This is a genomic window from Geodermatophilus sp. SYSU D00814 (assembly GCF_054050055.1).
On the sequence record NZ_JBJGYP010000016.1, the window covers coordinates 61754 to 85533 of the forward strand.

22 protein-coding genes are annotated in these 23780 nt (G+C 76.7%); 8 read left to right on the plus strand and 14 right to left on the minus strand.

From position 1 onward, the window contains the following. Positions 1–15: 15 nt before the first annotated feature. The 6 genes from ACI780_RS14120 to ACI780_RS14145 are packed head-to-tail and all read right to left on the minus strand — an operon-like array spanning position 16 to position 5457. Positions 16–537, minus strand: a complete 522-nt coding sequence (locus tag ACI780_RS14120) for a DinB family protein (protein WP_457003612.1) — start codon at positions 535–537, stop codon at positions 16–18. Positions 538–554: 17 nt separating this feature from the next. Further along, on the minus strand, positions 555–1490 hold the full coding sequence (locus ACI780_RS14125; protein ID WP_457003614.1) for a glycosyltransferase family 2 protein: 936 nt from the start codon (positions 1488–1490) through the stop codon (positions 555–557). After that, entirely contained in the window at positions 1487–2371 is an 885-nt protein-coding gene (locus ACI780_RS14130) for a glycosyltransferase family 2 protein (protein WP_457003616.1), read from the minus strand. The genes ACI780_RS14125 and ACI780_RS14130 overlap by 4 nt, the downstream gene beginning before the upstream one ends. Continuing rightward, on the minus strand, positions 2368–3405 hold the full coding sequence (locus ACI780_RS14135) for a prenyltransferase (protein WP_457003618.1): 1038 nt from the start codon (positions 3403–3405) through the stop codon (positions 2368–2370). The genes ACI780_RS14130 and ACI780_RS14135 overlap by 4 nt, the downstream gene beginning before the upstream one ends. Before the next feature lie 46 nt (positions 3406–3451). Beyond that, positions 3452–4216, minus strand: a complete 765-nt coding sequence (locus ACI780_RS14140) for a methyltransferase domain-containing protein (protein ID WP_457003620.1) — start codon at positions 4214–4216, stop codon at positions 3452–3454. Then, a complete protein-coding gene (locus ACI780_RS14145) occupies positions 4204–5457 on the minus strand; it encodes a glycosyltransferase family 4 protein (protein ID WP_457003622.1) in 1254 nt (417 codons plus the stop codon). Before ACI780_RS14145 ends, ACI780_RS14140 begins: the two co-directional genes overlap by 13 nt. A 53-nt stretch (positions 5458–5510) precedes the next feature. Here ACI780_RS14145 and ACI780_RS14150 point away from each other — a divergent pair, with 53 nt between their 5' ends. The 4 genes from ACI780_RS14150 to ACI780_RS14165 all read left to right on the plus strand — a co-directional run bounded on the left by ACI780_RS14150 (position 5511) and on the right by ACI780_RS14165 (position 8734). Beyond that, the gene (locus tag ACI780_RS14150; protein WP_457003624.1) at positions 5511–5804 is read left to right on the plus strand and encodes a Dabb family protein; all 294 of its coding nucleotides are present in this window, start codon (positions 5511–5513) and stop codon (positions 5802–5804) included. A gap of 54 nt (positions 5805–5858) precedes the next feature. After that, on the plus strand, positions 5859–6590 hold the full coding sequence (locus ACI780_RS14155; RefSeq protein ID WP_457003626.1) for a hypothetical protein: 732 nt from the start codon (positions 5859–5861) through the stop codon (positions 6588–6590). Between the two features lie 263 nt (positions 6591–6853). After that, positions 6854–7540: a DUF6875 domain-containing protein gene (locus ACI780_RS14160; protein ID WP_457003628.1), complete on the plus strand. Its 687-nt coding sequence runs from the start codon at positions 6854–6856 to the stop codon at positions 7538–7540. Positions 7541–7633: 93 nt separating this feature from the next. Then, complete coding sequence (locus tag ACI780_RS14165; RefSeq protein ID WP_457003630.1) at positions 7634–8734, plus strand: DUF4192 domain-containing protein; 1101 nt, start codon at positions 7634–7636, stop codon at positions 8732–8734. 92 nt (positions 8735–8826) lie between these two features. On the opposite strand, the gene ACI780_RS14170 is transcribed toward ACI780_RS14165, so the two are convergent. Both ACI780_RS14170 and ACI780_RS14175 read right to left on the minus strand, forming a co-directional pair. Next, entirely contained in the window at positions 8827–10911 is a 2085-nt protein-coding gene (locus tag ACI780_RS14170; RefSeq protein WP_457003632.1) for a S9 family peptidase, read from the minus strand. Between the two features lie 138 nt (positions 10912–11049). Then, a complete protein-coding gene (locus ACI780_RS14175; RefSeq protein ID WP_089404149.1) occupies positions 11050–11757 on the minus strand; it encodes a metal-dependent transcriptional regulator in 708 nt (235 codons plus the stop codon). A gap of 214 nt (positions 11758–11971) precedes the next feature. On the opposite strand from ACI780_RS14175, the gene ACI780_RS14180 reads away from it, so the two are divergent. Together ACI780_RS14180 and ACI780_RS14185 are read left to right on the plus strand one after the other, a co-directional pair. Continuing rightward, positions 11972–13153 carry an acetoin utilization protein AcuC gene (locus ACI780_RS14180; protein ID WP_456870550.1) on the plus strand — a complete coding sequence of 394 codons (1182 nt, stop codon included), beginning with the start codon at positions 11972–11974 and terminating at the stop codon, positions 13151–13153. Next, on the plus strand, positions 13146–15851 hold the full coding sequence (locus ACI780_RS14185; protein WP_457003634.1) for a bifunctional acetate--CoA ligase family protein/GNAT family N-acetyltransferase: 2706 nt from the start codon (positions 13146–13148) through the stop codon (positions 15849–15851). The genes ACI780_RS14180 and ACI780_RS14185 overlap by 8 nt, the downstream gene beginning before the upstream one ends. Positions 15852–15861: 10 nt before the next feature. Here ACI780_RS14185 and ACI780_RS14190 read toward each other — a convergent pair whose 3' ends face one another. The 6 genes from ACI780_RS14190 to ACI780_RS14215 form a co-directional block, all read right to left on the minus strand. Then, complete coding sequence (locus ACI780_RS14190; protein WP_457003636.1) at positions 15862–16506, minus strand: dihydrofolate reductase family protein; 645 nt, start codon at positions 16504–16506, stop codon at positions 15862–15864. Between the two features lie 69 nt (positions 16507–16575). Then, complete coding sequence (locus ACI780_RS14195) at positions 16576–17127, minus strand: TIGR03086 family metal-binding protein (protein ID WP_457003638.1); 552 nt, start codon at positions 17125–17127, stop codon at positions 16576–16578. 112 nt (positions 17128–17239) lie between these two features. Further along, a complete protein-coding gene (gene sigB, locus ACI780_RS14200; protein WP_089404146.1) occupies positions 17240–18223 on the minus strand; it encodes an RNA polymerase sigma factor SigB in 984 nt (327 codons plus the stop codon). A gap of 242 nt (positions 18224–18465) precedes the next feature. Next, positions 18466–18897 carry a D-aminoacyl-tRNA deacylase gene (dtd, locus tag ACI780_RS14205; protein ID WP_457003640.1) on the minus strand — a complete coding sequence of 144 codons (432 nt, stop codon included), beginning with the start codon at positions 18895–18897 and terminating at the stop codon, positions 18466–18468. Between the two features lie 33 nt (positions 18898–18930). Beyond that, complete coding sequence (locus ACI780_RS14210; RefSeq protein WP_457003642.1) at positions 18931–19557, minus strand: GNAT family N-acetyltransferase; 627 nt, start codon at positions 19555–19557, stop codon at positions 18931–18933. Beyond that, positions 19554–20240, minus strand: coding sequence for a phosphatase PAP2 family protein (locus ACI780_RS14215; RefSeq protein ID WP_457003644.1), 687 nt, complete (start codon positions 20238–20240; stop codon positions 19554–19556). Before ACI780_RS14215 ends, ACI780_RS14210 begins: the two co-directional genes overlap by 4 nt. 208 nt (positions 20241–20448) lie before the next feature. Here ACI780_RS14215 and ACI780_RS14220 point away from each other — a divergent pair, with 208 nt between their 5' ends. Together ACI780_RS14220 and ACI780_RS14225 are read left to right on the plus strand one after the other, a co-directional pair. Beyond that, positions 20449–21246 (plus strand): ABC transporter ATP-binding protein, encoded by a 798-nt coding sequence (locus ACI780_RS14220; RefSeq protein WP_456870557.1) that lies wholly within the window; start codon positions 20449–20451, stop codon positions 21244–21246. A gap of 1 nt (position 21247) precedes the next feature. Beyond that, the gene (locus ACI780_RS14225) at positions 21248–23779 is read left to right on the plus strand and encodes an ABC transporter permease (RefSeq protein WP_457003646.1); all 2532 of its coding nucleotides are present in this window, start codon (positions 21248–21250) and stop codon (positions 23777–23779) included. Position 23780: the final 1 nt, after the last annotated feature.

Sequence of the window (23780 nt, forward strand, 5' to 3'; positions counted from 1 at the left end):
CCGTGCGGGTGCGGCTCACTCCCCGGTGACGCCGTCGACCGCCTCGCGGAGGAGATCGGCGTGGCCGTTGTGCCGCGCGTACTCCTCGACCAGGTGCACCAGGATCCAGCGCAGCGAGAACCCGTCGTCGCGCCCCCAGGGCCGGTCGGTGGTGTCGAGGGGGAGCTGCCGCGCGACCGAGCCCACCGCGTCGGCGACCGCCCGCCAGGTGGCCCAGGCCGCCTCCACGTCGTCCGCGGTCACCGTGACGGGGTCCACGCGGAACTGCTCGTCGCGGTCGCGGACGACGTCGGGCCACATCGTGTACGGCAGCCCGCCGAAGCCGACCAGCCACCCGGTCTCGACGGCGGCGAGGTGACGCACCAGCCCCAGCAGCGTGACCTCGGACGTCGGCACGGCCCGGGTGGCGAGCTGCTGCGGGGTCAGGCCGGCGCACTTCCACTCCAGCGTCTGCCGCTGGTACCGCAGGAAGGCCGTCAGGGTCGTTGCCTCGTCCGCGGTGGTCGGCGGCTGGTCGCGGCGGTCCGGTGGTGTCACGGGCGTCCCTCCCGGGCTCAGCTGACGTAGCGGCGCGCCGAGCTGCGGCGCTGGACGGCGTCGAGGGCGGCGAAGCGCGCCTCGGCGGAGGCGGGCAGCACCCGCCGCTCGCGCAGCACCCACGGCACGCCGCGGGCGGCGGCCAGCAGCCCCTGCGCGGTGACCCGGTCGCGGGGCAGGGTGGCCAGCAGGTGCAGCGTGCGGCGCAGCGCCGGGCGCAGGGGACGGCGCAGCCACGTCGTCCACAGGGTGTTGCGGATGCCGTCGCGGCGACGGCGGTGGGAGTCGCGGGCCCGGGAGGCCTGGTGGTGCACGGTCAGGGCGGGCAGGTAGCACAGCTCCCAGCCGGCGGCGGCGAGGTCGCCGGCCATGAGCTCCTCCTCCCCGCCCAGCCACAGCCGCTCGCAGAAGCCGCCGACCTCGCCGAACGCCTCCCGGCGCACCACGCTGGCGCCCGCGAGGAACGAGCCCAGCGCCGGGCCGGGCAGCCAGGCGGCGCCGGGGACGGGGGAGTCGCGCAGCTCCGGCACGATCGGGTCCTCCCGGCCGCCGGGCTCGACGAGGATCCGCGCGGTCACCACGGCCAGCCGCGGGTGGGCGTCGAGGACGTCCGCCGCCGTCCGCAGCGACCCCGGCTCCCACCACGTGTCGTCGTCGCAGAAGGCGACGTAGGGCGTCGACAGCCGCGCGACGCCGACGTTGCGGCCGACCGCCCCGAGGTTGACCGGGCTGGCGACCAGCTCCACCGCGGGGAACCGCGCGCGGACCGCCTCCGCCGTGCCGTCGGTGGAGCCGTTGTCGACGACCACCACGTGCGGCCGCTCCGGCAGCTCCACCAGCCGCGACAGCGCCACCAGCAGCTCCTCGCGCCGCTCGTGGGTGATGACGACGACGGCGATCCGCGCGTCAGGCCCCGCCTCCACGTCCACCGGCCGGCCGGCGGTCGCCGTCACGAGCCGGCCTCCAGCAGCCGCAGGTCGGCCAGCACGTGCGCCGGCACCCGGCGACGGCGGCGCAGCGCGGCCGGCAGGTCCGGCACCGCCCGCCACAGGCCGCGCCGCTCGGGGGCACCGGCCCGCGCCCCGGCGGCGAGGGTGCGCGCCACGTCGCGCCACGGCAGCCGCATCACCGCGGTGAGCAGCCGCGACCGCCAGATCGCCGTGCGGCGGGCCGCGGGGTCGTGCCGCCGGGTCGAGGGGTGGTGGTGCACCGTCACCGCGTCGACGTAGGCGATGTCCCACCCGGCGGCGGCCAGGTCGAGGGCGAGCCGCTCCTCCTCGCCCGGGAAGCGCACCACGGCGTCGAAGCCGCCGGCGGCGAGGAACGCCTCGGTGCGCACCATCGCCGCGCAGCCGATGAACCCGAGCAGCCGCGGGCCCGGCAGGTGCGGCGGCGCGCCGAGCGGGCTGGCCGCCAGCTCCGGGCACAGCGGGTCCAGCCGCTCCTCCGGGCCGACCAGCACCCGGGCGTTGAGCACCGCCAGCCGCGGGTGGGCGCGCATGAGCGCCGCGGCGCGGGCCAGGTCGCCGGGCGCCCACCACGAGTCGTCGTCGGCGAACGCGACGAACTCCGTGCCGGCGTGCCCGGCGCCGATGGTGCGCGCCCGGGCGCCGACGTTCTCCCGCAGTGCCAGCACGGTCACCCCCGGCAGCCCGGCGCGGACGGCGTCGACCGTGCCGTCGGTGGAGCCGTTGTCGACGAGCACCACCGGCGCCTCGTGCCGGGGGAGCGTCGCGAGCAGGTCCTCGCGGCGGTCGCGGCTCATGACGACGACGGTGACGCCGCCGGCGGTCGGGGACGGGGTCGCGCCGGGGTGCTCGGTGGTGCTGGTCACGGACGTCGACTGCCCGGCAACGGCGCCGCCGAACCGGGGGTGTCGACGGTGCCGGGCGCCGGCAGCGCGGCCGGGTCGGCGAACAGCCCCGACGCCGGCGTGGCCCCGGAGAGCGCGTCGACGGCGAGCACCACCGCCGCCGCCGTCCAGGTGGTGCGCTCCACCGGCCACCGGGCGTCGTCGGCGTAGACCAGCCCGGTCCAGTAGGAGCCGTCGCCGTGGCGCAGGTGCTGCACCGCCGCCACCTGCTCGCGCGCGGCCTCCGGCTGCCCGGCGACCACCAGCGCCAGCGCCAGCTCGCAGGTCTCCGCGCCGGTCACCCACGGGCGGTCGGCCACGCAGCGGGCGCCCAGGCCCGGGACGACGAAGCGGTCCCAGTCGGCGGCCAGCCGGGCGCGGGCGGCCTCGCCGGTGACCGCACCGGCGAGCACCGGGTAGTACCAGTCCATCGAGTACCGCGACCGGTCGGCGAAGGCGGCGGGGTCGCTGCGCAGCGCCGTCCCGAGGTCGGTGACGGCCAGCTCCCAGTCCGGCTGCGGCGACCCGACCAGCCCGGCCAGCGCGATGCCGCAGCGCAGCGCTTGGAACAGGCTGGCGTTGCCGGTCAGCAGCGCGGTGCCGTCGGGGGTGCCGTCGGGCCGCAGCGCCCAGCCGACCGCGCCGCTGGCCAGCTGCATGCGCACCACGAGGTCCAGGCCGCGGCGCACGACCGGCCACAGCTCGCCGACCAGCGCCTCGTCGCGGGTGACCAGCCAGGAGTGCCAGGCGCCGACGGCGAGGTAGCCGGCGTGGTTGCTCTCGACGGCGGGGGAGGTCTCGGCGCCGCCGCGGTACTCGGCGGCCCAGGAGCCGTCCGGGCGCTGCCGGCCGGCCAGCCAGCGGTAGGCGGCCACCGCGCGGGCGTGCTCGCCGCCCACGTCCAGGGCCATCGCCGCCTCGATCGAGTCCCACGGGTCCAGCTGCCCGCCGCGGAACCACGGCAGCGCGCCGTCGGCGGCCTGCTCCGCGGCGATCGCGGCCACCGTCTGCCGCACCGCGGCGCGATCGAGGACGCCGGGCAGCTCGGGCAGCGCGGGGGGCTCAGCGGGCGGCAGCGGTCTTCTCCCGCTCCGGCAGGGCGCCGACGGGGACCGCCGGCTTGTCCGCGTAGACGACCAGGCTCTTGCCGATCAGCGGGTCGAGCACCCGCTCGGCCAGCCGGGTGACCAGCGGCCGCTGGGTGAGGTCCCAGACCAGCAGCCGGTGGTAGGCCCGCACGACGGCGGCGTCGCGCTCCACGCCGACCGCGCACTTGAGCCACCAGTAGGGCGCGTGCAGCGCGTGCGCGTGGTGGCTGCGCCCGGGCGCGAGGCCGGCGACCCGCAGGCGGGCCCGCAGCGCGTCGCCGCGGTAGATGCGCACGTGCCCGCCCTCGTTGGCGTGGTAGGCGTCCGACAGCGCCCAGCAGACCCGCTCGGGGCCGTACCGGGGCACGGTGACGGCGACCCGCCCGCCGGGCTTGAGCACCCGCACGATCTCGGCCATGGCGCGGGCGTCGTCGGGGATGTGCTCGAGCACCTCCGAGGCGATGACCCGGTCGACGCTGGCGTCGGGGAAGGGCAGGTGCAGCAGGTCGCCGCGGACCACCTCGTAGCGGGCGCCCGCCGGTGCCTCGCCGGCCTCGGCGATCGCCCCCAGCCACTGTCTCGTCGTCGCCACCTCGGACGCGCCGTGGTCGACGGCGACCACGTGCGCGCCGCGGCGGTAGGCCTCGAAGGCGTGCCGGCCCTCGCCGCAGCCGAGGTCGAGGACGGTGGCGCCGGGCCGCAGGTCGAGCAGGTCGTAGTCGACCGTCAGCACGGGCACCCCTTCTCCTCCAGCACGCGGGCGTACCAGTCGGCGGTGCGCTCGGCGGTCGACCGCCAGGTGTAGGAGGCCAGCACCCGGCGACGGCCGGCGCGGCCGAGCTGGTCCTGCAGCGAGGGCTGCTCGAGCACCATCCGCAGCGCGGCGGTGAGCTCGTCGACGTCGCCGGCCCGCACCCGGAGGCCCGCCTGGGTGCCCACGACCTCGGGCAGCGCGCCGGCGTCGGTGGTCACCAGCGGGGTGCCGCAGGCCATGGCCTCCACAGCCGGCAGCGAGAAGCCCTCGTAGAGGGAGGGGATGGCGGCCACGGCCGCCGACTGCAGCAGCCGCACGAGGTCGGCCTCGGGCAGCGGGCCGGTGAACCGGACGGCGTCGCGCAGGCCGAGGCGGTCCAGCGCCGACTGGGCCGGCCCGCCGGGACGGGCGGTGCCGACGACGGTCAGCCGCACCGGCCGCTCGGTGCGCAGCTTGGCCACCGCCTCGAGCAGGTGCACCAGGCCCTTGAGCGGCACGTCGGCGCTGGTGGTGACCACGATCGAGTCGGCCTCGCGCGGGCGGCCGGCCGGCGGCGGGGTGAACACGTCGGGGTCGATGCCGACCGGGACGACCTCGACGCCGGCGGCGGGCACCCGCAGGTGGGTCTCGATGTCGCGCCGCGAGCTCTCCGACACGGTGGTGACCGCGTCCAGGCGCGGGGCGACGCGGGCCTGCATCGCGGTGAACCCGTACCAGCGGTGCAGCGTCAGCCGGCGGCGCAGGGTGGGCGCGGCGGCGAGGTCGAGCTGCCGGTCGATGGCGACCGGGTGGTGCACGGTGGCCACGGTGGGGATCCCCGCGCGGACCAGCCGCAGCAGCCCGTAGCCCAGGCTCTGGTTGTCGTGCACGACGTCGAACTCCGCGGCGCGGGGCAGCAGCAGCCGGGCCGCGCGCAGCGTGAAGGTGAGCGGCTCGGGGAAGCCGGCGGTGCACATCGCGGCCCACTCGGCGACGTCGATCCAGTCGCGGAACTCCGCGGGCCGCGGCATGCGGAACGGGTCGGGCTCCCGGTACAGGTCGAGGCTGGGCACCCGGGTGAGCGGGACGCCGTCGTCGAGCTCGGGGTAGGGCTGGCCGCTGAACACCTCGACGGCGTGGCCGAGGGCGGTCAGCTCGCGCGACAGCGCCCGCACGTAGACGCCCTGCCCGCCGCTGTGCGGCTTGCTCCGGTACGACAGCAGTGCGATCCGCAGCCGTCGTCCCATGCGCCGGACACTACCGACCCCCCGCGGTCCGCCCGCCTCACAGGGTGACCGGCGTGATCCGACACGTCGTGCACTTCAGCTGGTCCGACGACGCCGACGAGGCCCGCCGGGCCGAGACCGTCGCCGCGCTGCGCCGGCTGCCCGAGCAGGTCCCGGGGACGCTGGCCTTCACCGTCGCCCCCGACGCCGGCCTCGTCGAGGGCAACGCGCACACGGTCCTGGTCGCCGACTTCGCCGACGCCGAGGCGTTCCGCCGCTACGCCACCGACCCGGTGCACCTCGCGGTGATCGCCGAGCACGTCCGCCCGTACCTCGCCGCGCGCAGCGCCGTGCAGTACGAGCCGTGACCCGATCGGGGTGACCGGCCCGCGCCGGCGTCGCGCCGCGGTTACCGTCCGGGCATGAGCGCCCGCCGTCGTCTGCGCACCGCCGCCGGCCTGGCGGCCGCCCTCCTGCTCGCCGGGTGCGGCGGCGGCGACGTCGAGGGCACGGCCTCGCCCGCGTCGTCGTCGTCCTCGTCCTCGTCGTCGCCCGCCTCCGGCACCGACCTCGCGCCGGGGCTGCTGCCCGCCGACGCCTTCGGGGCGGGCGCGCAGGTCACCCCGCTGACCGAGGCCCAGCTGGCGCAGGGCGCGGCGGCCGCCGGCAGCGCCGCGGAGGGCGTCGAGGTGACCCCGCCGGAGTGCGGGCCCGCGGTGCAGGGGACCCAGCCGTCGTTCGACGAGTACGACGACGTCGCCGCCCAGGTCGCCGTCCTCGGGACGGTCACCACCGTGCAGGCGCTGGCCTCCGGCGGCCCCGCCGAGGACGCGCTGGCCGGTTTCGGGCAGCAGCTCGACGCGTGCCGCTCGGTGCAGGTGACCTCCCCGCAGGCCGGCACGGTGACCATCGCCTTCGACGAGCTCGCCGTGCCCGAGCTCGGCGACGGCTCGGCCGGCGTCACGTTCAGCACCACCGCGACCGGGCCCGACGGGCAGCAGGTGACCGTGCCGGCGCTGGTGGGGATGGTGCAGGACGGCGAGCAGGTCCTCGTGCTGCTCACCACCGACACCTCCGGCGGGCGGCTGGACCCCACGGCCTTCACCGACCTGCTCGCGCGGGCCCACGACACCCAGGCCGCCGTCCTCGACTGAACCGGTCGGGTGCGGTCGGGCGGGTCGGGCCACGATCAGGTGACCTGATCGTGGGGCGTCCTCCCCGACGGCCCACCGTGAGGGAGGACGCCCTGCGGTGAGGGAGGACGCGGTCCGGCGGTCGACCGGTGGCCGACGCGCCCCGGTGACCGTCACCGGCCCGGGGAGCGGACCAGGGCTCCTGACGGGCGCGACCCCCGGCGGGGGGTGGGCACGCTCCGGGACGCCAGGACCGGTGCCCGCTCCTCTCCCCGGAGGTCCCGATGACGACACGGACCGCTGACCTCTTCCTCCTCGAGGACCTCGCCACCGACGGGCGGACCGGCGGCCTGACCGACCGCGACCGCGACGCGCTGCGCGCCGTCGCCGACTGGATCAGGACCTTCGTCGTCGAGCCGCACGAGGAACTCGGCCGCCCCGGGCCCGTCTGCCCCTTCGTTCCCACGTCCGTGGCGCGGCAGCGGCTGTGGCTCGCCGCCGAGCAGGTCGGCGACGGGGGCGCGCCGCGCGTCGTCGAGGTGGTGGAGGACCACAAGCGCCGGCTGCTCGAGGCCGCGGCGGACGACGACACGTACGACGTGGTGGTCGTCGTCTTCCCGGACCTGCCCGCGGAGCGTGCGGAGGGCGTCTTCGGTGAGGTCCTGCAGCAGATCGCCGTGCCGTCCTACGTCGAGGACGGGATCGTCTTCGGGCCGTTCTACGAGGGCAACCGTTCGACGGCGATCTACAACGACGGCTTCCGCCCGTTCCAGTCACCCGTGCCGTTCCTGTTCGTGCGGCACGGGGTGGTCGGCGACTGGAAGTTCTTCCTCGACCAGGAGGACTGGCTGACCCACTGGGCCCGTCGCTTCGGCGAGTCGGGGGTCCGCGCGCTCGCCGAGGAGCTCCGCCGGCTGCCGTGGAACGCGCGGCGCGACCGGGTGCCCCCGGCGGAGGCCGCGGCCCACTGACACTCCGCGACCCGGCCGTCCACAGGGGCGGCCCGGTCCACAGGCCGTCGCCGGGGAGCCTCCCGCACCGTGCGCGACCGCAGGGTCGACGGCGTGGACAGACCCCCGATCCCCGTCATCCGGCTCGGCGACACCGGCGAGGTCGCCGCCGCCCTGCCGCACCTGCTCGGCTTCCGGCCGGCCGAGTCGGTGGTGCTGGTCAGCCTGCGCGGACCCGGCGGCAGCCGGGTCGGCCTGACCGTGCGCGCCGACCTCCCGCCGCCGGGCTCGGCCGCCGCGCTGGCTCGCGCCCTCGCCGCCCGGGTCGTCACCGACGAGCCGGACGCCGTGCTCCTCGCGGTGGTCTCCGAGACCCCCGACCGCGAGCTCCCGCCGGTGCTCCCGGTCGGGTCCGGCGCCGTCGAGGCGTGGCCGGAGCTGCCGCACCGCGACGTCGTGCACGAGGTGGTGCTGGCCCTGGACGCGCACGACGTGCCCGTCCGCGAGGCGCTGCTGGTCCGCGGGGGCCGGTGGTGGGACTACGACTGCCCGTACGCCTGCTGCGAGCCCAGCGCCGGCACGCCCGTCCCCGAGGGGGCCAGCCCGCTGGCCGCGGCGGCGGTGGCCGGCGGTGCGGTGCTCGCGCCCGACCGCGCGGCGCTGGCCGCCCGCATCGCGCCGCCGGACGGGCCGGCCGCGGCGGCGATGGCCGAGGCGTGCCTGTCCGCCGGGCGGGTGCACGCCGGCCGGCTGCGCGCCCGCGGGCGGGCCGCCGTCGCCGCCGAGGCGACCACCCTGGTCGTCGACGCCGCGGCCGCCTGCCGGCCGGGACCGGCCACCGCCGGGGCGCGGCTGCCCGACACCCGAGTCGCCGAGGTGCTGTGGGCGCTGACCCTCTCCGAGGTGCGCGACCGGGCGCTGGGCCTGGCGCTCGGCGACGACGCCCCGGCCGCGGAGGTGCTGTGGACCGAGTGCACCCGCCGCGCGCCCGTACCGCTCGACGGGCCACCCGCGACGCTGCTGGCGGTCAGCGCGTGGCTGCGCGGGGACGGCGCCACGGCCAACGTCGCGCTCGACCGGGCGCTGGCGGCCGACCCCGACGCGCCGCTGCCGCAGCTGCTGGCCGACGGCCTGGCCGCCTGCCTGCCGCCCGCGCGGCTGCGCGCCCTGATCAGCGAGATCCTCGCGCCCGACCCGCGCTCGGCCGCCGGGTGAGGCAGGCGCCGGCGCCGGGTGAGGTGCTGCAACGGCCTCCTCGCAGGGCCCCGCCGCGAGCTCGCGAGCGGTGGGGGCGAGGAGGTCCTTCCTCAGACCAGGGCGGGGCGCTGCCACTCCTGGCCGAGCACGTGCTCGGCCAGGAAGGCGAGCACCGTCTCGTACCAGACCGTCGAGTTGCCGGGGGTGAGCACCCAGTGGTTCTCGTCCGGGAAGTAGAGGAACCGCGAGGGCACGCCCCGCTTCTGCAGGTCGTAGAAGAGCCGCAGCCCTTCGCCGATCGGCACGCGGTAGTCCTTGTCGCCGTGGATGACCAGCACCGGCGTGCGGATGGCGTCGGCGAAGCGGTGCGGCGAGTTCTGCTCGTAGCGCTTCGGGGTGGCGAGCGGGTCGCCCCACTCCTTCTCCCAGTAGTAGGCCGCGTCCGTGGTGCCCACGAAGCTGTCGAGGTCCCACAGGCTGGCGTGGGTGACGATCGCCTTGAAGCGGTCGGTCTGGGTGGCCACCCAGTTGGCCATGTAGCCGCCGAACGAGCCGCCCATCGCGGCGGTGCGCTCCGGGTCGAGGTCGGGCCGCTCCAGGGCGGCGTCCACCGCGGCCATCAGGTCGGTGTAGGGCGCTCCGCCCCACTCGCCCCAGCCGCGCCGCACGAAGTCCTGGCCGAAGCCCTGCGACAGCGCCGGGTTGGGCAGGAGCACGGCGTACCCCCGGGCGGCCAGCACCCACGGGCACCAGCGCCACGACCAGGAGTTCCAGCTCATCAGGGGGCCGCCGTGGATCCACAGCACCAGCGGCGCCGGGTTCTCCGCGGAGGCGCCCTCGGGCAGCACCAGCCAGGACTGCACCTGCGCGCCGTCGGCGGCGGTGGCGCGGACCTCCGTCAACGTCCCGGGCAGCCGGCCGACCGCCCCCGGTGCGGGCAGCGGCTCGGGGTGCTGGCCGGTCGCCCGCGGGTCCAGCCGCACCGGGACGGGCGGCTCGTCGTAGGCCGAGCGCAGGGCGTAGAGGGCGCTGCCGTCGCGGGCCACCTGCAGGTCGCTGTGGGCGCCGTCGGCGGTCAGCCGCACCGGCTCGCCGCCGGCCACCTCCACCCGGAACAGCGCGTGCCGGCCGTCGTCGTCGGCGAGGAAGTACACCGCCGTGCCGTCCGCGGCGAACTGCGGGGCGCTGGGCCAGCGGTCGAAGCCGGCGGTCAGCTCCCGGGCCTCGGCGGAGTCGACGTCGACCAGCAGCAGCGTGTAGTCCGGCGGCTCGGCGTAGGTGGTCATGGTCTCGCGCACGCAGACGACCGCGGCGCCGTCGGGGGAGAAGGCGGCGGAGTGGACGTCGGCCAGCGGGTCGTCGACCAGCACCCGGCTGTTCCCGGTCGCCGTCTCCACCAGCAACAGCCGGGTGCGCCGGCCGGCCGGCCCGTCGGGCACCTGCTCCTCCCGCAGCGCGAGGCGGCCGTCGGGGGAGAGGGTCACCGACTCGCCGGCCCCGATGGGGGGGCCGGCGTCGGGGGTCAGGTCACGCAGCTCGACCGGCTCGGGCACCCCGCCCGCCGCGTCCTCGGCCGGGAGGGCTCCGGCCCAGAACAGGTGCGGCACGGCGGGGCCGAGGTCGGCGTCCCAGTACCGCACCGGGTAGGCCTCGTGCAGGATCGCCGACACCCCCGCGTCGCTGCGCGCCTTGCGCCGGGCCTCGTCGTCGGCGGCGTCCCCCGCGCCGGGGTGGGTGGCGGCCACCACGACGACGTCGCCGCTGTCGGCGGCTACCGCGAAGCCGGCCACGCCGCCGGGGCGGGTGACGACCGGGCGTGCCTCCCCGCCGCCGGGGGGCAGTGCCCACAGCGCCGGCTTCGGGTCACCGGCGTCCTTGCCGGCCGCGGGGTCGGGGCGGGCGGAGACGAACAGCAGGGTCCCGTCGGGGCCGAAGGCCGGCGCGGACTCGCCGGGGGCGCTGCGGGTCAGCCGCCGCGGCGGTCGCTGCCCGGCGGGGTCGACCTCCCACAGCGCCGACTGCCACTTCGTGCCCTCGCCGTTCAGCGTCTGCACCGCGACCGCCAGCCGGGTGCCGTCGGCCGACAGTGCCAGACCGCTCACCCGCGGGATCGCGGCCACGTCGGCCGGCCGCTCGAACGGCGACGCCGGGGGAGCGTCCGCAGGACTGTCGGTGGGGTGGTCGGGCTCGCTCACCGGGACTCCTCGCGGGTGGTCGCGGACGCTGGGTCGTGGCGCAGACGCCGCCCACCGTAACGAGCGGCGCCCGGCACCCGCGGGAGCGGGCACCGGGCGCCGGTGACGTGCGGGGAGGGCCTGCCGCAGGCCCCGCCGTCAGAGCTGGGCGGCGGCCTCCGCCGGGGTCAGCTCCTCGTCGACCGCGGCGACGAACAGGTGCTGGGCCACGCCGGCCGGCAGCGGGTGGTCGTCGACGGTCACGGTGCCGTTCGTCGACCGGGCCACCACGGTCGCGCCCGGGCGCACCCCCTGCTCGGCGAGCTGGCGCAGCAGCTCACCGTTCTCCTGCAGCTGCTCGCTGATCCGCCGGATCGTCACCCGGCGGCCCTCGGCGGTGGCCGTGGTGGACAGCAGGGTGAGGGAGTCGAGCACCGCCGAGGTCTCCCCGCCGAGGGCGTCCAGGCCGGGGATCGGGTTGCCGAACGGGGAGACCGTCGGGTTGCCGAGCAGCGTCAGCAACTTGCGCTCCACCGCCTCGCTCATGACGTGCTCCCAGCGGCAGGCCTCCTCGTGGACGTCGGCGTACTCCAGGCCGATGACGTCGACGAGCAGGCACTCGGCGAGCCGGTGCTTGCGCATGACCGCGGTGGCCAGCGCACGGCCGGACTCCGACAGCTGCAGGTGCCGGTCGCCCTCGACGGTCAGCAGCCCGTCGCGCTCCATGCGGGCGACGGTCTGGCTGACGGTGGGACCGCTCTGGTGCAGCCGCTCGGCGATCCGGGCCCGGAGCGGGACGATGCCCTCCTCCTCCAGCTCGAAGATCGTGCGGAGGTACATCTCCGTGGTGTCGATGAGGTCGTTCACTGGCACTCCTCCGTGTCGCCCCCGATCCTACGGGCCACCAGCGACCGGGCCCGGCCGCCGCGGGGACCGCGCGGGGTGGCGGCGCAGGTCCGGGCCGGGACCGGGAGCCGGGGGGAGGGCGCCCGCCGGGCACCGGCGGTAGCGTCCCGGCCAGGGACGACCCCGGGACGACGACGGCCCGGCGGGGGGGTCCCGACGCGGACAGGAGGGCCCCGTGAGCGACTCGGTGGCCGTCGTCTGGGACGACGCGCTGCTCGGCTACACGCTGGGCGGTGACCACCCGCTGCACCCCGTGCGGCTGGACCTGACCATGCGCCTGGCCGACGCCCTCGGCGTCCTGGCGTCGGACCGGGTCGACGTCGTGCGGCCCGCGCCCGCCGGCACCGACCTGCTGACGCTGGTGCACGACGAGGCATACCTGGAGGCGGTGCGGCGCGCCCCCACCGACCCCGACGAGCGCTACGGCCTGGGCACCGCCGACAACCCGGTGTTCGAGGGCATGTACGAGGCTGCCGCGCTCATCACCGGCGGCAGCGTGCAGGCCGCCGAGCTGGTGCACTCCGGCCGCGCGCAGCACGCGGTGAACATCTCCGGCGGGCTGCACCACGCCATGCGCGACCGGGCGTCGGGCTTCTGCGTGTTCAACGACGCCGCGATCGCGATCGCCTGGCTGCTCGGTCAGGGCCTGGAGCGGATCGCCTACGTCGACCTCGACGTCCACCACGGCGACGGCGTGCAGGCCGCCTTCTACGACGACCCGCGGGTGCTCACCGTGAGCATCCACCAGACCCCGCTGACCCTCTTCCCCGGGACCGGCTACCCGGAGGAGACCGGCGACCCGGAGAAGGCGCACGGCAGCGCCGTCAACGTGGCCCTGCCCAACGGCACCGACGACCCCGGCTGGCTGCGCGCCTTCCACGCCGTCGTCCCCGGCGTGCTGCGGGCCTTCGCGCCGCAGGTGCTGGTCACCCAGTGCGGCTGCGACGCCCACCACGAGGACCCCCTCGCCGACCTCGCGCTCACCATCGACGGCCAGCGGGCCAGCTACCGCGCGGTGCACGAGCTGGCGCACGAGCTGTGCGACGGCCGATGGATCGCCCTCGGCGGCGGCGGCTACGGCCTGGTGCGCTGCGTGCCGCGGGCCTGGACGCACCTGCTGGCCGAGGCGGCGGGCGCGCCGCTGGACCCGGTGACGGCGATCCCGCAGTCCTGGCGCGACGACGTCGTCGCCCGCGGGCTGCGCGCCCGGCCGCCGACGCACATGACCGAGGGCGGCTACACCGGCTTCGCCGCGTGGGACCCGTTCACCGAGTCCCGCGTCGACCGGGCCGTCGCCCGCACCCGGCGGGCGTCCTACCCGCTGTTCGGCCTCGACCCGGACGACCCCCGTGACTGAGCAGCGGACCGCGCCGCCCGCGCCCGAGGAGCAGGCGCCGCGGCCTCCCGCGCACTGGGAGGCCGACATCGTCGCCGCCGACGGCGGCACGGTGCACCTGCGCCCGATCTGCCCCGAGGACGCCGACGGGCTGGTCGGCCTGATGGAGCGCAGCTCCGACCAGACCCGCTACTACCGCTTCTTCGGGCCGATGAAGCGGCTCAGCGACAAGGACCTGCACCGCTTCACCCACGTCGACCACTCCGACCGAGTGGCCTTCGTGGTCCTGCTCGGCGACCAGCTCATCGCCGTCGGCCGCTACGACCGCCTGCCCGGCACCACCGACGCCGAGATCGCCTTCCTGGTCGAGGACGCCCACCAGGGCCGCGGCCTCGGGTCGGTGCTGCTCGAGCACCTGGCCGCCGCCGCCCGCGAGCGCGGCATCACCAACTTCGTCGCCGAGGTGCTGACGCAGAACGCCCGGATGGTCCGGGTCTTCCTCGACGCCGGGTACCAGGCCACGCGCACCTACGACGAGGGCGTCGTCCACCTGACCTTCCCGATCGCGCCCACCCAGACGTCGCTGGCGGTCGCCTACGAGCGCGAGCAGCGCAGCGAGTCCCGGTCCATCGCGCGGCTGCTCACGCCGTCGTCGGTCGCGGTCGTCGGCGCCAGCAACGACGAGGGCAAGATCGGCAACCTCGTCCTGCGCAACCTGCTCGACCACGGCTTCGAGGGCCCGGTGTACCCGGTCAACCCCGGCGCCCGGCACGTGCGCGGTGTGCCCGCCTACGCCTCGATCGAGGCCATCCCCGGCGACGTCGACCTCGCGGTGGTCGCCGTCCCGGCCGACGAGGTCGCCGGGGTGGTCGAGGCCTGCCGGCGCAAGCGGGTCCGCGGCCTGGTGGTCATCTCCGGTGGGTTCGGCGAGACCGGGCCGGAGGGGCGGGAGGCCGAGCGGCGGCTGGTCGCCGAGGCGCGGGCCTCGGGCATGCGGGTGGTCGGCCCCAACTGCCTGGGCGTGGTCAACACCGACCCGGCGATCCGGCTCGACGCCAGCCTCGCGCCGCACGTGCCCGGCCGCGGGCGGGTGGGCTTCTTCGCCCAGTCCGGCGCGCTGGGCGTGGCGCTGCTGGAGCGCGCCCGCTCGCGGGACATCGGGCTGTCGAGCTTCGTCTCGGCGGGCAACCGGGCTGACGTCAGCGGTAACGACCTGCTGCAGTACTGGGCCACCGACCCCGGCACCGAGGTCGTGCTGCTGCACCTGGAGAGCTTCGGCAACCCGCGCAAGTTCGCCCGGCTGGCCCGCACGGTCGGCCGCACCAAGCCGGTGGTGGCGGTCAAGAGCGGCCGGCACGGCGGGCTCACGCCGGGCCTGGCCGGCACGTCGGTGTCGGTGCCCGAGCAGTCGGTGGCCGCGCTGTTCGCCTCGGCGGGCGTGATCCGGGTGGAGACCGTCGCGCAGCTCTTCGAGGTCGGCATGCTGCTGGCCCACCAGCCGCTGCCGGCCGGTGACCGGGTCGCCGTCGTCGGCAACTCCACCGCGCTCGGTGTGCTCGTCGCCGACGCCGTCCTCGACCAGGGACTGGCGCTGGCCCACGAGGCCCCGGTCGACATCGGCGCCACCGGCAGCCCGGAGGCCTTCCGCGCGGCGCTGCAGGAGGCCGTCGACGACGACGGTGCCGACGCCGTCGTCGCGGTGTTCCTCCCGCCGCTGGTGCACACGCCGCCCGACGAGTACGGCCGGGCGCTGGTGGAGGTGTCGCGCGGGTCGGCCAAGCCCGTGCTGGCCACCTTCCTCTCCGCCGAGGGCTTCCCGCCCGAGCTCACGGTGACCGACGCGAACGGCATGCCCGCCCGCGGCTCGGTGCCGTCGTACTCCTCGCCGGAGCGGGCGGTCATCGCGCTGGCCCGGGTGGCCGAGTACGCCCGCTGGCGGCGGCGGCCGGTGGGCACGGTGCCCGACCTGCCCGACGTCGACGCCGAGCACGCCCGGTCGGTGGTGCGCGGGGCGCTGCTGGAGTCGCCCGGCGGCCGGCAGCTCACCGACGACGAGACGCTGGCGCTGCTGGCCGCCTACGGCGTGCCGCTGCTCGGCACCCGGCTGGCCACCACGGCCGAGGAGGCCGTCGCCGCCGCCGACGCCGTCGGCTACCCGGTGGTGCTCAAGTCCACCGCTCCGTGGCTGCGGCACCGCACCGACCTCGGCGGGGTGCGGCTGGACCTCCCCGACGCCGACGCCGTCCGGGCCGCCTTCGAGGCGATCCCCGCCGGCGACCCGGTGATCGTGCAGGAGATGGCGGCGCCCGGGGTGGCGACGGTCGTGGAGGTCGTCGACGACCCGTCGTTCGGCGCGCTGGTCAGCTTCGGCCTCGGGGGCGTGGCCACCGAGCTGCTCGGCGACCGCGCCTACCGCACGCTGCCGCTCACCGACCTCGACGCCGCCGAGCTGGTGCGCGAGCCGCGGGCGTGGCCGCTGCTCGACGGCTGGCGCGGGGCCGAGCGGGTCGACGTCGCCGCGCTGGAGGAGCTGCTGCTGCGGGTCGCCCGGCTGGCCGACGACCTGCCCGAGGTGCTCGGCCTGACGTTGTCCCCGGTCATCGCCGGCCCGCCCCATCCCTGGCACGGCGGCCGCTCGCTGGTGGTCGCGGGCGGGACGGTGCGGGTCGGGCCGCCCACCGCCCGCGTGGAGCCGGGCCCGCGCCGCATGCGCGATTGAGCAGAGCCGGTCACCTCCTCCAGTAGAGGTGGTGGGTGACGCCGCTCGGGCTCGGGACGACCTCGCGGGAGAAGCGGTCGAGCAGCTCGTCCGGCGACGTCCAGAGCCGGGAGCCGGCGCCGAGCTCGACCGGCGCGACGGCGACGTGCAGCGTGTCGACGAGGTCGGCCTCGAGGAACTGCCGGACCACCGAGGCGCCTCCCCCGAGCCGGACGTCGAGACCGCCGGCCGCCGCGCGGGCCTGTTCCAGCACCGTGGCCGGGTCGGCGTCGACGAAGGCGAACGTGGTGTCCGACAGCGTGAACGACGGCCGCAGGTGGTGGGTCATGACGAACACCGGCGTGTGGAACGGCGGCTCCTCCCCCCACCACCCCTGCCACTCGTGGTCCTGCCAGGGGCCGCGCTGGGGCCCGAACTTGTTCCGGCCCATGATCTCGGCGCCGATGCCGTGCGCGAAGTCCCGGGTGAAGTAGTCGTCGAGGCCGCGGCTGCCGCCCGGCTCGCTGCGCCCGGGGAAGCTCGCGGTGGCGAGGGCCCAGGCCATCAGCTCCCGCGGGTCGGCGTGCCCGAACGGCCGCTCGAGGCTCTGCCCCTCACCCGCGCCGTACCCGTCGCTCGAGACGGTGAAGTTCTGGACCCTCAGCAACTGCGCCACGTCGTCCTCCTCGGTGTCGACGGGGAGACCGGCGCCGGCGCCGGAACTCATCGGCCCGGGAGGACCTGCTCAGGGCCGGCGGCCGGTGAAGGCCAGCAGCTTCGTCTGGGCGTCGGCGTCGTCGGGGACCGGGACGCGCGCGCCGTAGTGGCCGCTGCCGCGCAGCGCGGCGTCCCACGGCTCGATCCCGGCGAGGAACGCCGCCGCCTCCTCCGGGTCGAGCGACTCGTCCTGCCCGGTGGCGCGGGCGAGGTCCCAGGTGTGCACCAGGAGGTCCATCAGCCCGGTCATGGCGACCAGGTCCTCGAGCGGCATGTCCCCCGCGCGGGTGCTGGTCGGGCGTCGGGCGAGGTCCGGGTCGGCGAGCAGGGCCGAGATCGCGGCGTCGGTGGCCCGCCAGGCCGCGGCCGGGTCGTCGTCCACCGAGGGGAGCGCGGGCACGGGACGGCCCACGGCCGGGAGGTACAGCGCGGGCATCCACTCCACCAGGTGCCGGACGACGTCGCGCGCGACCCAGCCCTCGCACGGCGCCGGGTCGTCCCAGCGGCCGGCGGGCACGCCGTCGACCCGCCGCCCGAGGTCGTCGGCCAGGTGCCGCCAGCGTTCCCGTGTCGTCGCCACGACCAGCCTCCTCAACCGAACGGTTGAAGACCAGCGTGGCCCGGCGACACGGGTCTGTCAACGCCGAGAGCCGGCTCCCCGTGGGGGAGCCGGCTCTCGACGTCGCCGGGTGTCAGGCGAGGTAGTCGCGCAGGGCGTCGGCGCGCTGCGGGTCGCGCAGCTTGGCCATGGTCTCGCGCTCGATCTGGCGCACCCGCTCGCGGGAGAGACCGAACTGCTTGCCGATCTGCTCCAGCGTGCGCGGCTGGCCGCCGTCGAGACCGAAGCGCAGCACCACGACGTCGCGCTCGCGCTCCTCCAGGGTGGACAGGACGGTGCGCACGTCGCCCTTCATCATCTGGAAGGCGACCGCGTCCTCCGCCACCGCGGCGTCGGCGTCCTCGATGAAGTCACCGAGGCGGGACTCCTCGTCGGCGCCGACGGTCTGGTCGAGGCTGACCAGGTCGCGGCTGTACTCGAGCAGCTCGGTGACCCGCTCGGGGGTCATGTCCAGCTCGAGGCCGAGCTCCTCGGCGGTGGGCTCGCGCTCGAGCTCCTGGTGCACCCGCCGGCGGGTCCGCACGACCTTGTTGACCTGCTCGGCCAGGTGCACGGGCAGCCGGATGGTGCGGCCGGAGTCGGCCATCGCGCGGGTGATCGCCTGGCGGATCCACCACGTCGCGTAGGTCGAGAACTTGAAGCCCTTGGTGTAGTCGAACTTCTCGACGGCGCGGATGAGGCCGACGTTGCCCTCCTGGATGAGGTCCAGGAACGTCATGCCGTGCCCGGTGTAGCGCTTGGCCACCGAGACGACCAGCCGCAGGTTGGCCTCGAGCAGGTGCCGCTTGGCGGCCTTGCCGTCGACGGCCAGCGCCTTGTAGTCCCGCTGCAGGGCAGGGGTGAGCTGCCGCTCGGCGAGCAGCCGCTCGGCGTAGAGGCCGGCCTCGATGCGCTTGGCCAGCTCGACCTCCTGCTCGGCGGTCAGCAGGGCGGTCTTGCCGATGGTGTTGAGGTACACGCGCACCAGGTCGGTCGACACCAGGCCACTGGTGTCCGGCTCGCGTCGCGGCGAGCGGACCTCGAGGGCGTCACTGGGGGAGGACTGCAGGAGCGTCACGGGATGTCTTCGTCCTTGCCTGTGGTTCGGATGCACCGGCCGGCTGTCGGAGGCGGTGGTGCGTCCGCGTCTGGGGTGGGGCGCCGCTGTCCGGGCGGGACCCCGCTGTTGTCCGTTGTCGTCCGTTGTGTTACGCCCCGTGCAACGGTCCCGACGGGCCCTGGTGTTCCGCGCGGCCCGACTTCACAGGCAACGCACAGAGCGTGTCTTCTGTCACCACCCGTACCCGGTCCGTCGCCGGATCAGACCTCCAGCAGCAAGGTCATCGGGCCGTCGTTCACCGAGGCCACCGCCATGCGGGCGCCGAACACCCCCGTGGCCACCTCGCAGCCGCGCCGCCGCAGCTCCGCGACCACCTGGCCGACCAGTGGCTCGGCCACCTCGCCGGGCGCCGCGCCGTCCCACGACGGGCGGCGGCCCTTGCGCGTGTCGGCGTAGAGGGTGAACTGGCTGACGACCAGCACCGGCAGCCCGAGGTCGGCGGCCGAGCGCGCGCCGTCGTCGGTGGGGAACACCCGCAGCTCGTGGACCTTCCGGGCCAGGACGCGGGCGCGGTCGGCGTCGTCGTCCCGGCCGACGCCGACCAGCGCCAGCAGGCCCCGGCCGACCTCCCCGACGACGGCGCCGTCGACGGTCACCGACGCCGAGGCCACCCTGCTCACCACCGCGCGCACCGGCCCATCCTGCGCCGCGGACCGCGGCCGCCCTCAGCGGGGAGGCGCCTGCCCGCGCCCGGGCGGACGCTCCATCACCCACACGTGCGGTGCGCCGCCGGGCGGGTCGAGCTCGGCCCGGACGCCGAAGCCGAGCCGCCGGTAGAGCCGCACGTTGGCCGCGGACGACGTCTCGAGCACCGCGGCGGCACCCTCGGCGTCGAGCGCCCGGATCCCGGGGGCGAGCAGCTGCGAGGCGGTGCCCCGCCCGCGCTCCCGCGGGAGGGTGCCCACGCAGCCCAGCAGCCAGTGCGGCCCCGGCGGCCGCGCCCTCGCCGCGGCGGTCTCGGCCTCCTCCAGCGCGGCGGCGCGGTCGCCGAGCAGCAGGGGGACCCGCTCGGCGAGGAGCCGCCGGGTCGCCTCCGACGGCGGCGGGTCGTCCGGCCGCGCCCAGCACGCGGCCGCCACGACGGCGCCGTCCCGCTCGGCGACCCACGTGCCGCCCGTCTCGGCACCGGCCAGCCCGGCCTGCAGCCGGTAGAGCTCCCGCAGCCGCTCGCGCCTGCGGTGCTCCCCGAACGCCCAGCGGGTCCACGGGTAGGCGTCGAACGCCTCGGCGAGGACGTCCCCCACGGCCGCCGCGTCCGCCGTCGTCGCGCGGCGGACCGTCGCGCCCGTCACGGCTCCCTCCCCGTCCCGGCCCGCCGCAGCGGGGACCTCCCGGCCGACCCTGCCAGGGCGCCGGCGAGCCGGACGGCCGGCCACCGCAGCGCGACGACGACGACCAGGACGACCGCCGACCCGAGGACCAGCCCGTCGACGACGTCGTGCGGCAGGTGGACGCCCAGCGCCACCCGCGACGCGCCGACGAGCAGGGCCGGCGGGACGGCGACCCGCCACCACGCGGGCGCCAGCAGCACGACCGCGGTGGCCAGCGCGGCGGCCAGGGTGGCGTGGTTGCTCGGCAGCGACCAGTCGCCCGGCGGCGGGCACTCGACCAGCGCGGTCAGTCCCGGGACCGTGCGGCAGGGCCGGTCCTGCGCCACCGCCGCCTTGAGCGCCTCGCTGACGCCGAGCGCCGCGACCACCGCGACCCCGGCGAGCAGCGCCGTGGCCACCGGCTCGACCCGGGTCCGCCGGCGCCACGCCGCCGCGGCCAGCAGCAGGGCGAGGGCGACCAGGCCGCCCTCGCTGACCACCTCCACGCCCCGGTGGACCCAGCCGGGCCGGTCGGCCACCGCCCGCACCACCGAGCGGGCCAGGTCGGGACCCGGCACGTCGTTCACGACCAGCAGCACGGCGGCCGCGACCAGCAGGGCGGCGGGCACCAGGAACGGCCGCAACCGGGGAGCGGAGGAGGGCACGACCCCGATGCTCCGGCCGCGGGTGCGCCGGACGCCTCGGACCGCCGGACCGGCCGGGTCTCCTGCGCGAGGAGGAGCGGGGACCGGCCCTCCTCCTCGAGGACCCCTCCGGCGACCGTCCCGCAGGCCGATCCGCACCGGCGCGGGCTCCCCCAGGCTCGGGACGCCGCAGCAGGTGCGGCACCCGACCACCTCGAGGAGCCAGACCGTGACACCGGTCCAGCAGACGTCCCCGGCCGTCCCCGCCACGGCGGCCGGCACGCCCGCCGCCCGCGGCCGGGCCCTGACCCGGGTCTACGGCCGCGGCGACACCCGGGTCACGGCGCTCGACGCCGTCGACGTCGACTTCCACCACGGCGAGTTCACCGCGATCATGGGCCCGTCCGGCTCGGGCAAGTCCACGCTCATGCACTGCATGGCCGGCCTGGACTCCCTGACCTCCGGCTCCGCCTGGATCGGCGACACCGAGCTCTCGGCCCTGGACGACCGGGGCCTGACCCGCCTGCGCCGCGACCGCATCGGGTTCGTCTTCCAGGCGTTCAACCTGCTGCCGACGCTGACGGCGCTGGAGAACATCACGCTGCCCATGGACATCGCCGGGCGCACCCCCGACCAGGCCTGGCTGGACCACGTCGTCGACGCGGTCGGCCTGCGCCCCCGGCTCGGCCACCGGCCGGCCGAGCTGTCCGGCGGGCAGCAGCAGCGGGTGGCGTGCGCGCGCGCCCTGGCCGGCCGTCCCCAGGTGGTCTTCGCCGACGAGCCCACCGGCAACCTCGACTCCCGCAGCGGCGCGGCGGTGCTGTCCTTCCTGCGGACCTCGGTGCGCGAGATGGGCCAGACGGTCGTCATGGTGACCCACGACCCCGCGGCCGCCTCCTACGCCGACCGGGTCCTCTTCCTCGCCGACGGGCGCATCGTCGACGAGATGGCCGCCCCCACCGCGGAGCGCGTCCTCGACCGCATGAAGGCGTTCGACGCCGCAGGCCGCATCGTCGAGGTGGGCTGAGATGCGGCGGGCGACCCTGCGCAGCCTCCTGGCGCACAAGCTGCGCCTGGCTCTGTCGGCGGTGGCGATCGTGCTCGGCGTCGCCTTCGTCGCCGGCACGATGATCTTCACCGACACCCTCGACCGGACCTTCACCGACCTCTTCGAGAGCACCGCGTCCGACGTCGCCGTGACCCCGGAGGGCGGCACCGACGGCGTCGACGGCCCCGCGGGCACGCTGTCGGTGCCCGGGGCGCTGGTCGGGCAGGTGCGCGCCGTCGACGGCGTGGCCGCCGCCGAGGGCTACGTGCAGGCCCAGGGCGTCTACCTGCTGACCCCCGCCGGGGAGGTGCTCGACACCGGCGGCGCGCCCGGCATCGGGATCAGCTGGACCAGCGCGCCGGGGCTCGACACCGGCGAGCTGACCGCGGGCCGGGCCCCCGAGCGCGCCGGCGAGGTGGCGCTCGACAGCGGCAGCGCCGCGGAGGCCGGCTACGCGGTCGGCGACCGGGTGACGCTGCTGACCCCCGGTCCCCGGGTCGAGGCCACCGTCGTCGGCGTCTTCACCTTCGGGGAGGACGGCGGCCTGGCCGGCGCCTCGCTCACCGCCTTCGACGTGGCCACCGCCCAGCAGCTGACGGGCGTCGGCGACGGCTTCAGCGGTATCCAGGTGGCCGCCGCCGAGGACGTCTCCCACGACGAGCTCGCCGACCGGGTCGCCGCCGCGGTCGGCGACGGCTACACGGTCCAGACGGCGCAGCAGCAGGCCGACGAGCAGTCCGCGGCCCTCGAGGAGGGGCTGTCGTTCATCACCGTGCTGCTCACCGCCTTCGCCGTCATCGCCCTGTTCGTCGGCAGCTTCATCATCCTGAACACGTTCTCGATGCTGGTCGCCCAGCGCACCCGGGAGCTCGCGCTGCTGCGGGCCCTCGGCGCCGGCCGGGGGCAGGTCACCCGCTCGGTGCTGCTGGAGGCCGTCGTCCTCGGTGTCGTCGGCGCCACGGCCGGCCTGGCCGGCGGGTTCGGCATCGCGACCGGGCTGCGGGCGCTGTTCGGCACGTTCGGGCTCACGCTCGACGGCGACCTGGTGCTGTCGGCGGGCACGGTGGTGTGGTCCTACGCCGTCGGCGTCGTCGTGACCGTGCTCGCGGCCTGGGTGCCCGCCCGGCGGGCGGCCCGCACCCCGCCGGTCGCTGCCATGCGCGACGACCACGTGGCGGTGGAGCGGTCGCTGCGCCGCCGGACCGGGGTCGGCGTCGCGCTGGTCGCCGTCGCCGCCGGTGCCCTGGCCGGCAGCGTGGCCACCGGCGACAGCGGCGACGCCCCGGCGTTCGTCGGGGTCGGCGGGCTGGCCCTGGTGCTGGGCGCGGTCGCGCTCAGCCCGGTCCTGGCCCGGCCCGTCGTCCGGGTGCTGGGTGCGCCGCTGCCGCGGCTGGCGGGCACGGCCGGCCGGCTGGCCCGCGACAACGCCCGGCGCAACCCGCGCCGGACCGCGGCGACGGCGTCCGCGCTGATGGTCGGGCTGACGCTGGTGACCGGTTTCGGCATCCTCGGCGCGTCGGCCAACGCCTCGGTCGAGGCCCTCGTCGACGACACGGTGCTCGCCGACTACGTCGTCTCCACCGCCGTGGGTCAGCCGTTCACCCCCGAGGTCGCCGACCGGCTGCGGCGGCTGCCGGAGGTCGACGCCGTCCTGCAGCAGCGGTTCACCCAGGTGCGACTGGACGGGGAGGAGACCTTCGCCGCCGCCGTCGACGCGGCCACCCTGGACCGCGGGCTCACCCTGGAGTACCTCACCGGCGGCAGCGACGGGCTGGCCGGGCGCGGCCTGCTGGTCGACGAGGCCACCGCTGCCGAGCACGGCTGGGAGGTCGGCGACACCGTCGCGGCCGAGTCGGCCGGCGGGCAGCGGACCGAGCTCAGCGTCGGCGGGGTCTACGCCGCCAACCAGGCGGTCGGCTCGATGGTCCTGTCCCTGGACACCGACGCCGCCCTCGGCGGGCCGGCCCTGGACCGCTACGTCTACGTGGTCCTCGCCGACGGGACCGACGTGGCGGCGGCCCGCGCGGCGCTGGAGACGGTCGTCGAGGCCTACCCGGTCGTCGGCCTCAAGGACCGCGACGAGTTCGCCGGTGAGCAGAAGGCGCAGGTCGACCAGGTGCTGATGCTCATCAACGCGCTGCTGGTGCTGTCGGTCCTCATCGCCGTCCTCGGGATCGTCAACACCCTGGCGCTGTCGGTGCTGGAGCGGACGCGGGAGATCGGCCTGCTGCGCGCCGTCGGCATGGACCGCAGGCAGCTGCGCCGCACGGTGCGGCTGGAGGCGGTGCTCATCTCGGTGTACGGGGCGGTGCTGGGTCTGGGCCTGGGCCTGGTGCTCGGGGTGGGGCTGACCCGCGCGCTGGCCGACCAGGGCATCACCGAGCTGGTCGTCCCCGGTGCTCAGCTGGCCGGCTCCCTGGTCCTCGGGGCGCTCATCGGCGTGGTGGCCGCGGTCTGGCCGGCCCGGCGGGCGGCGCGGCTGCAGGTGCTCGACGCCATCGCCACGGCGTGAG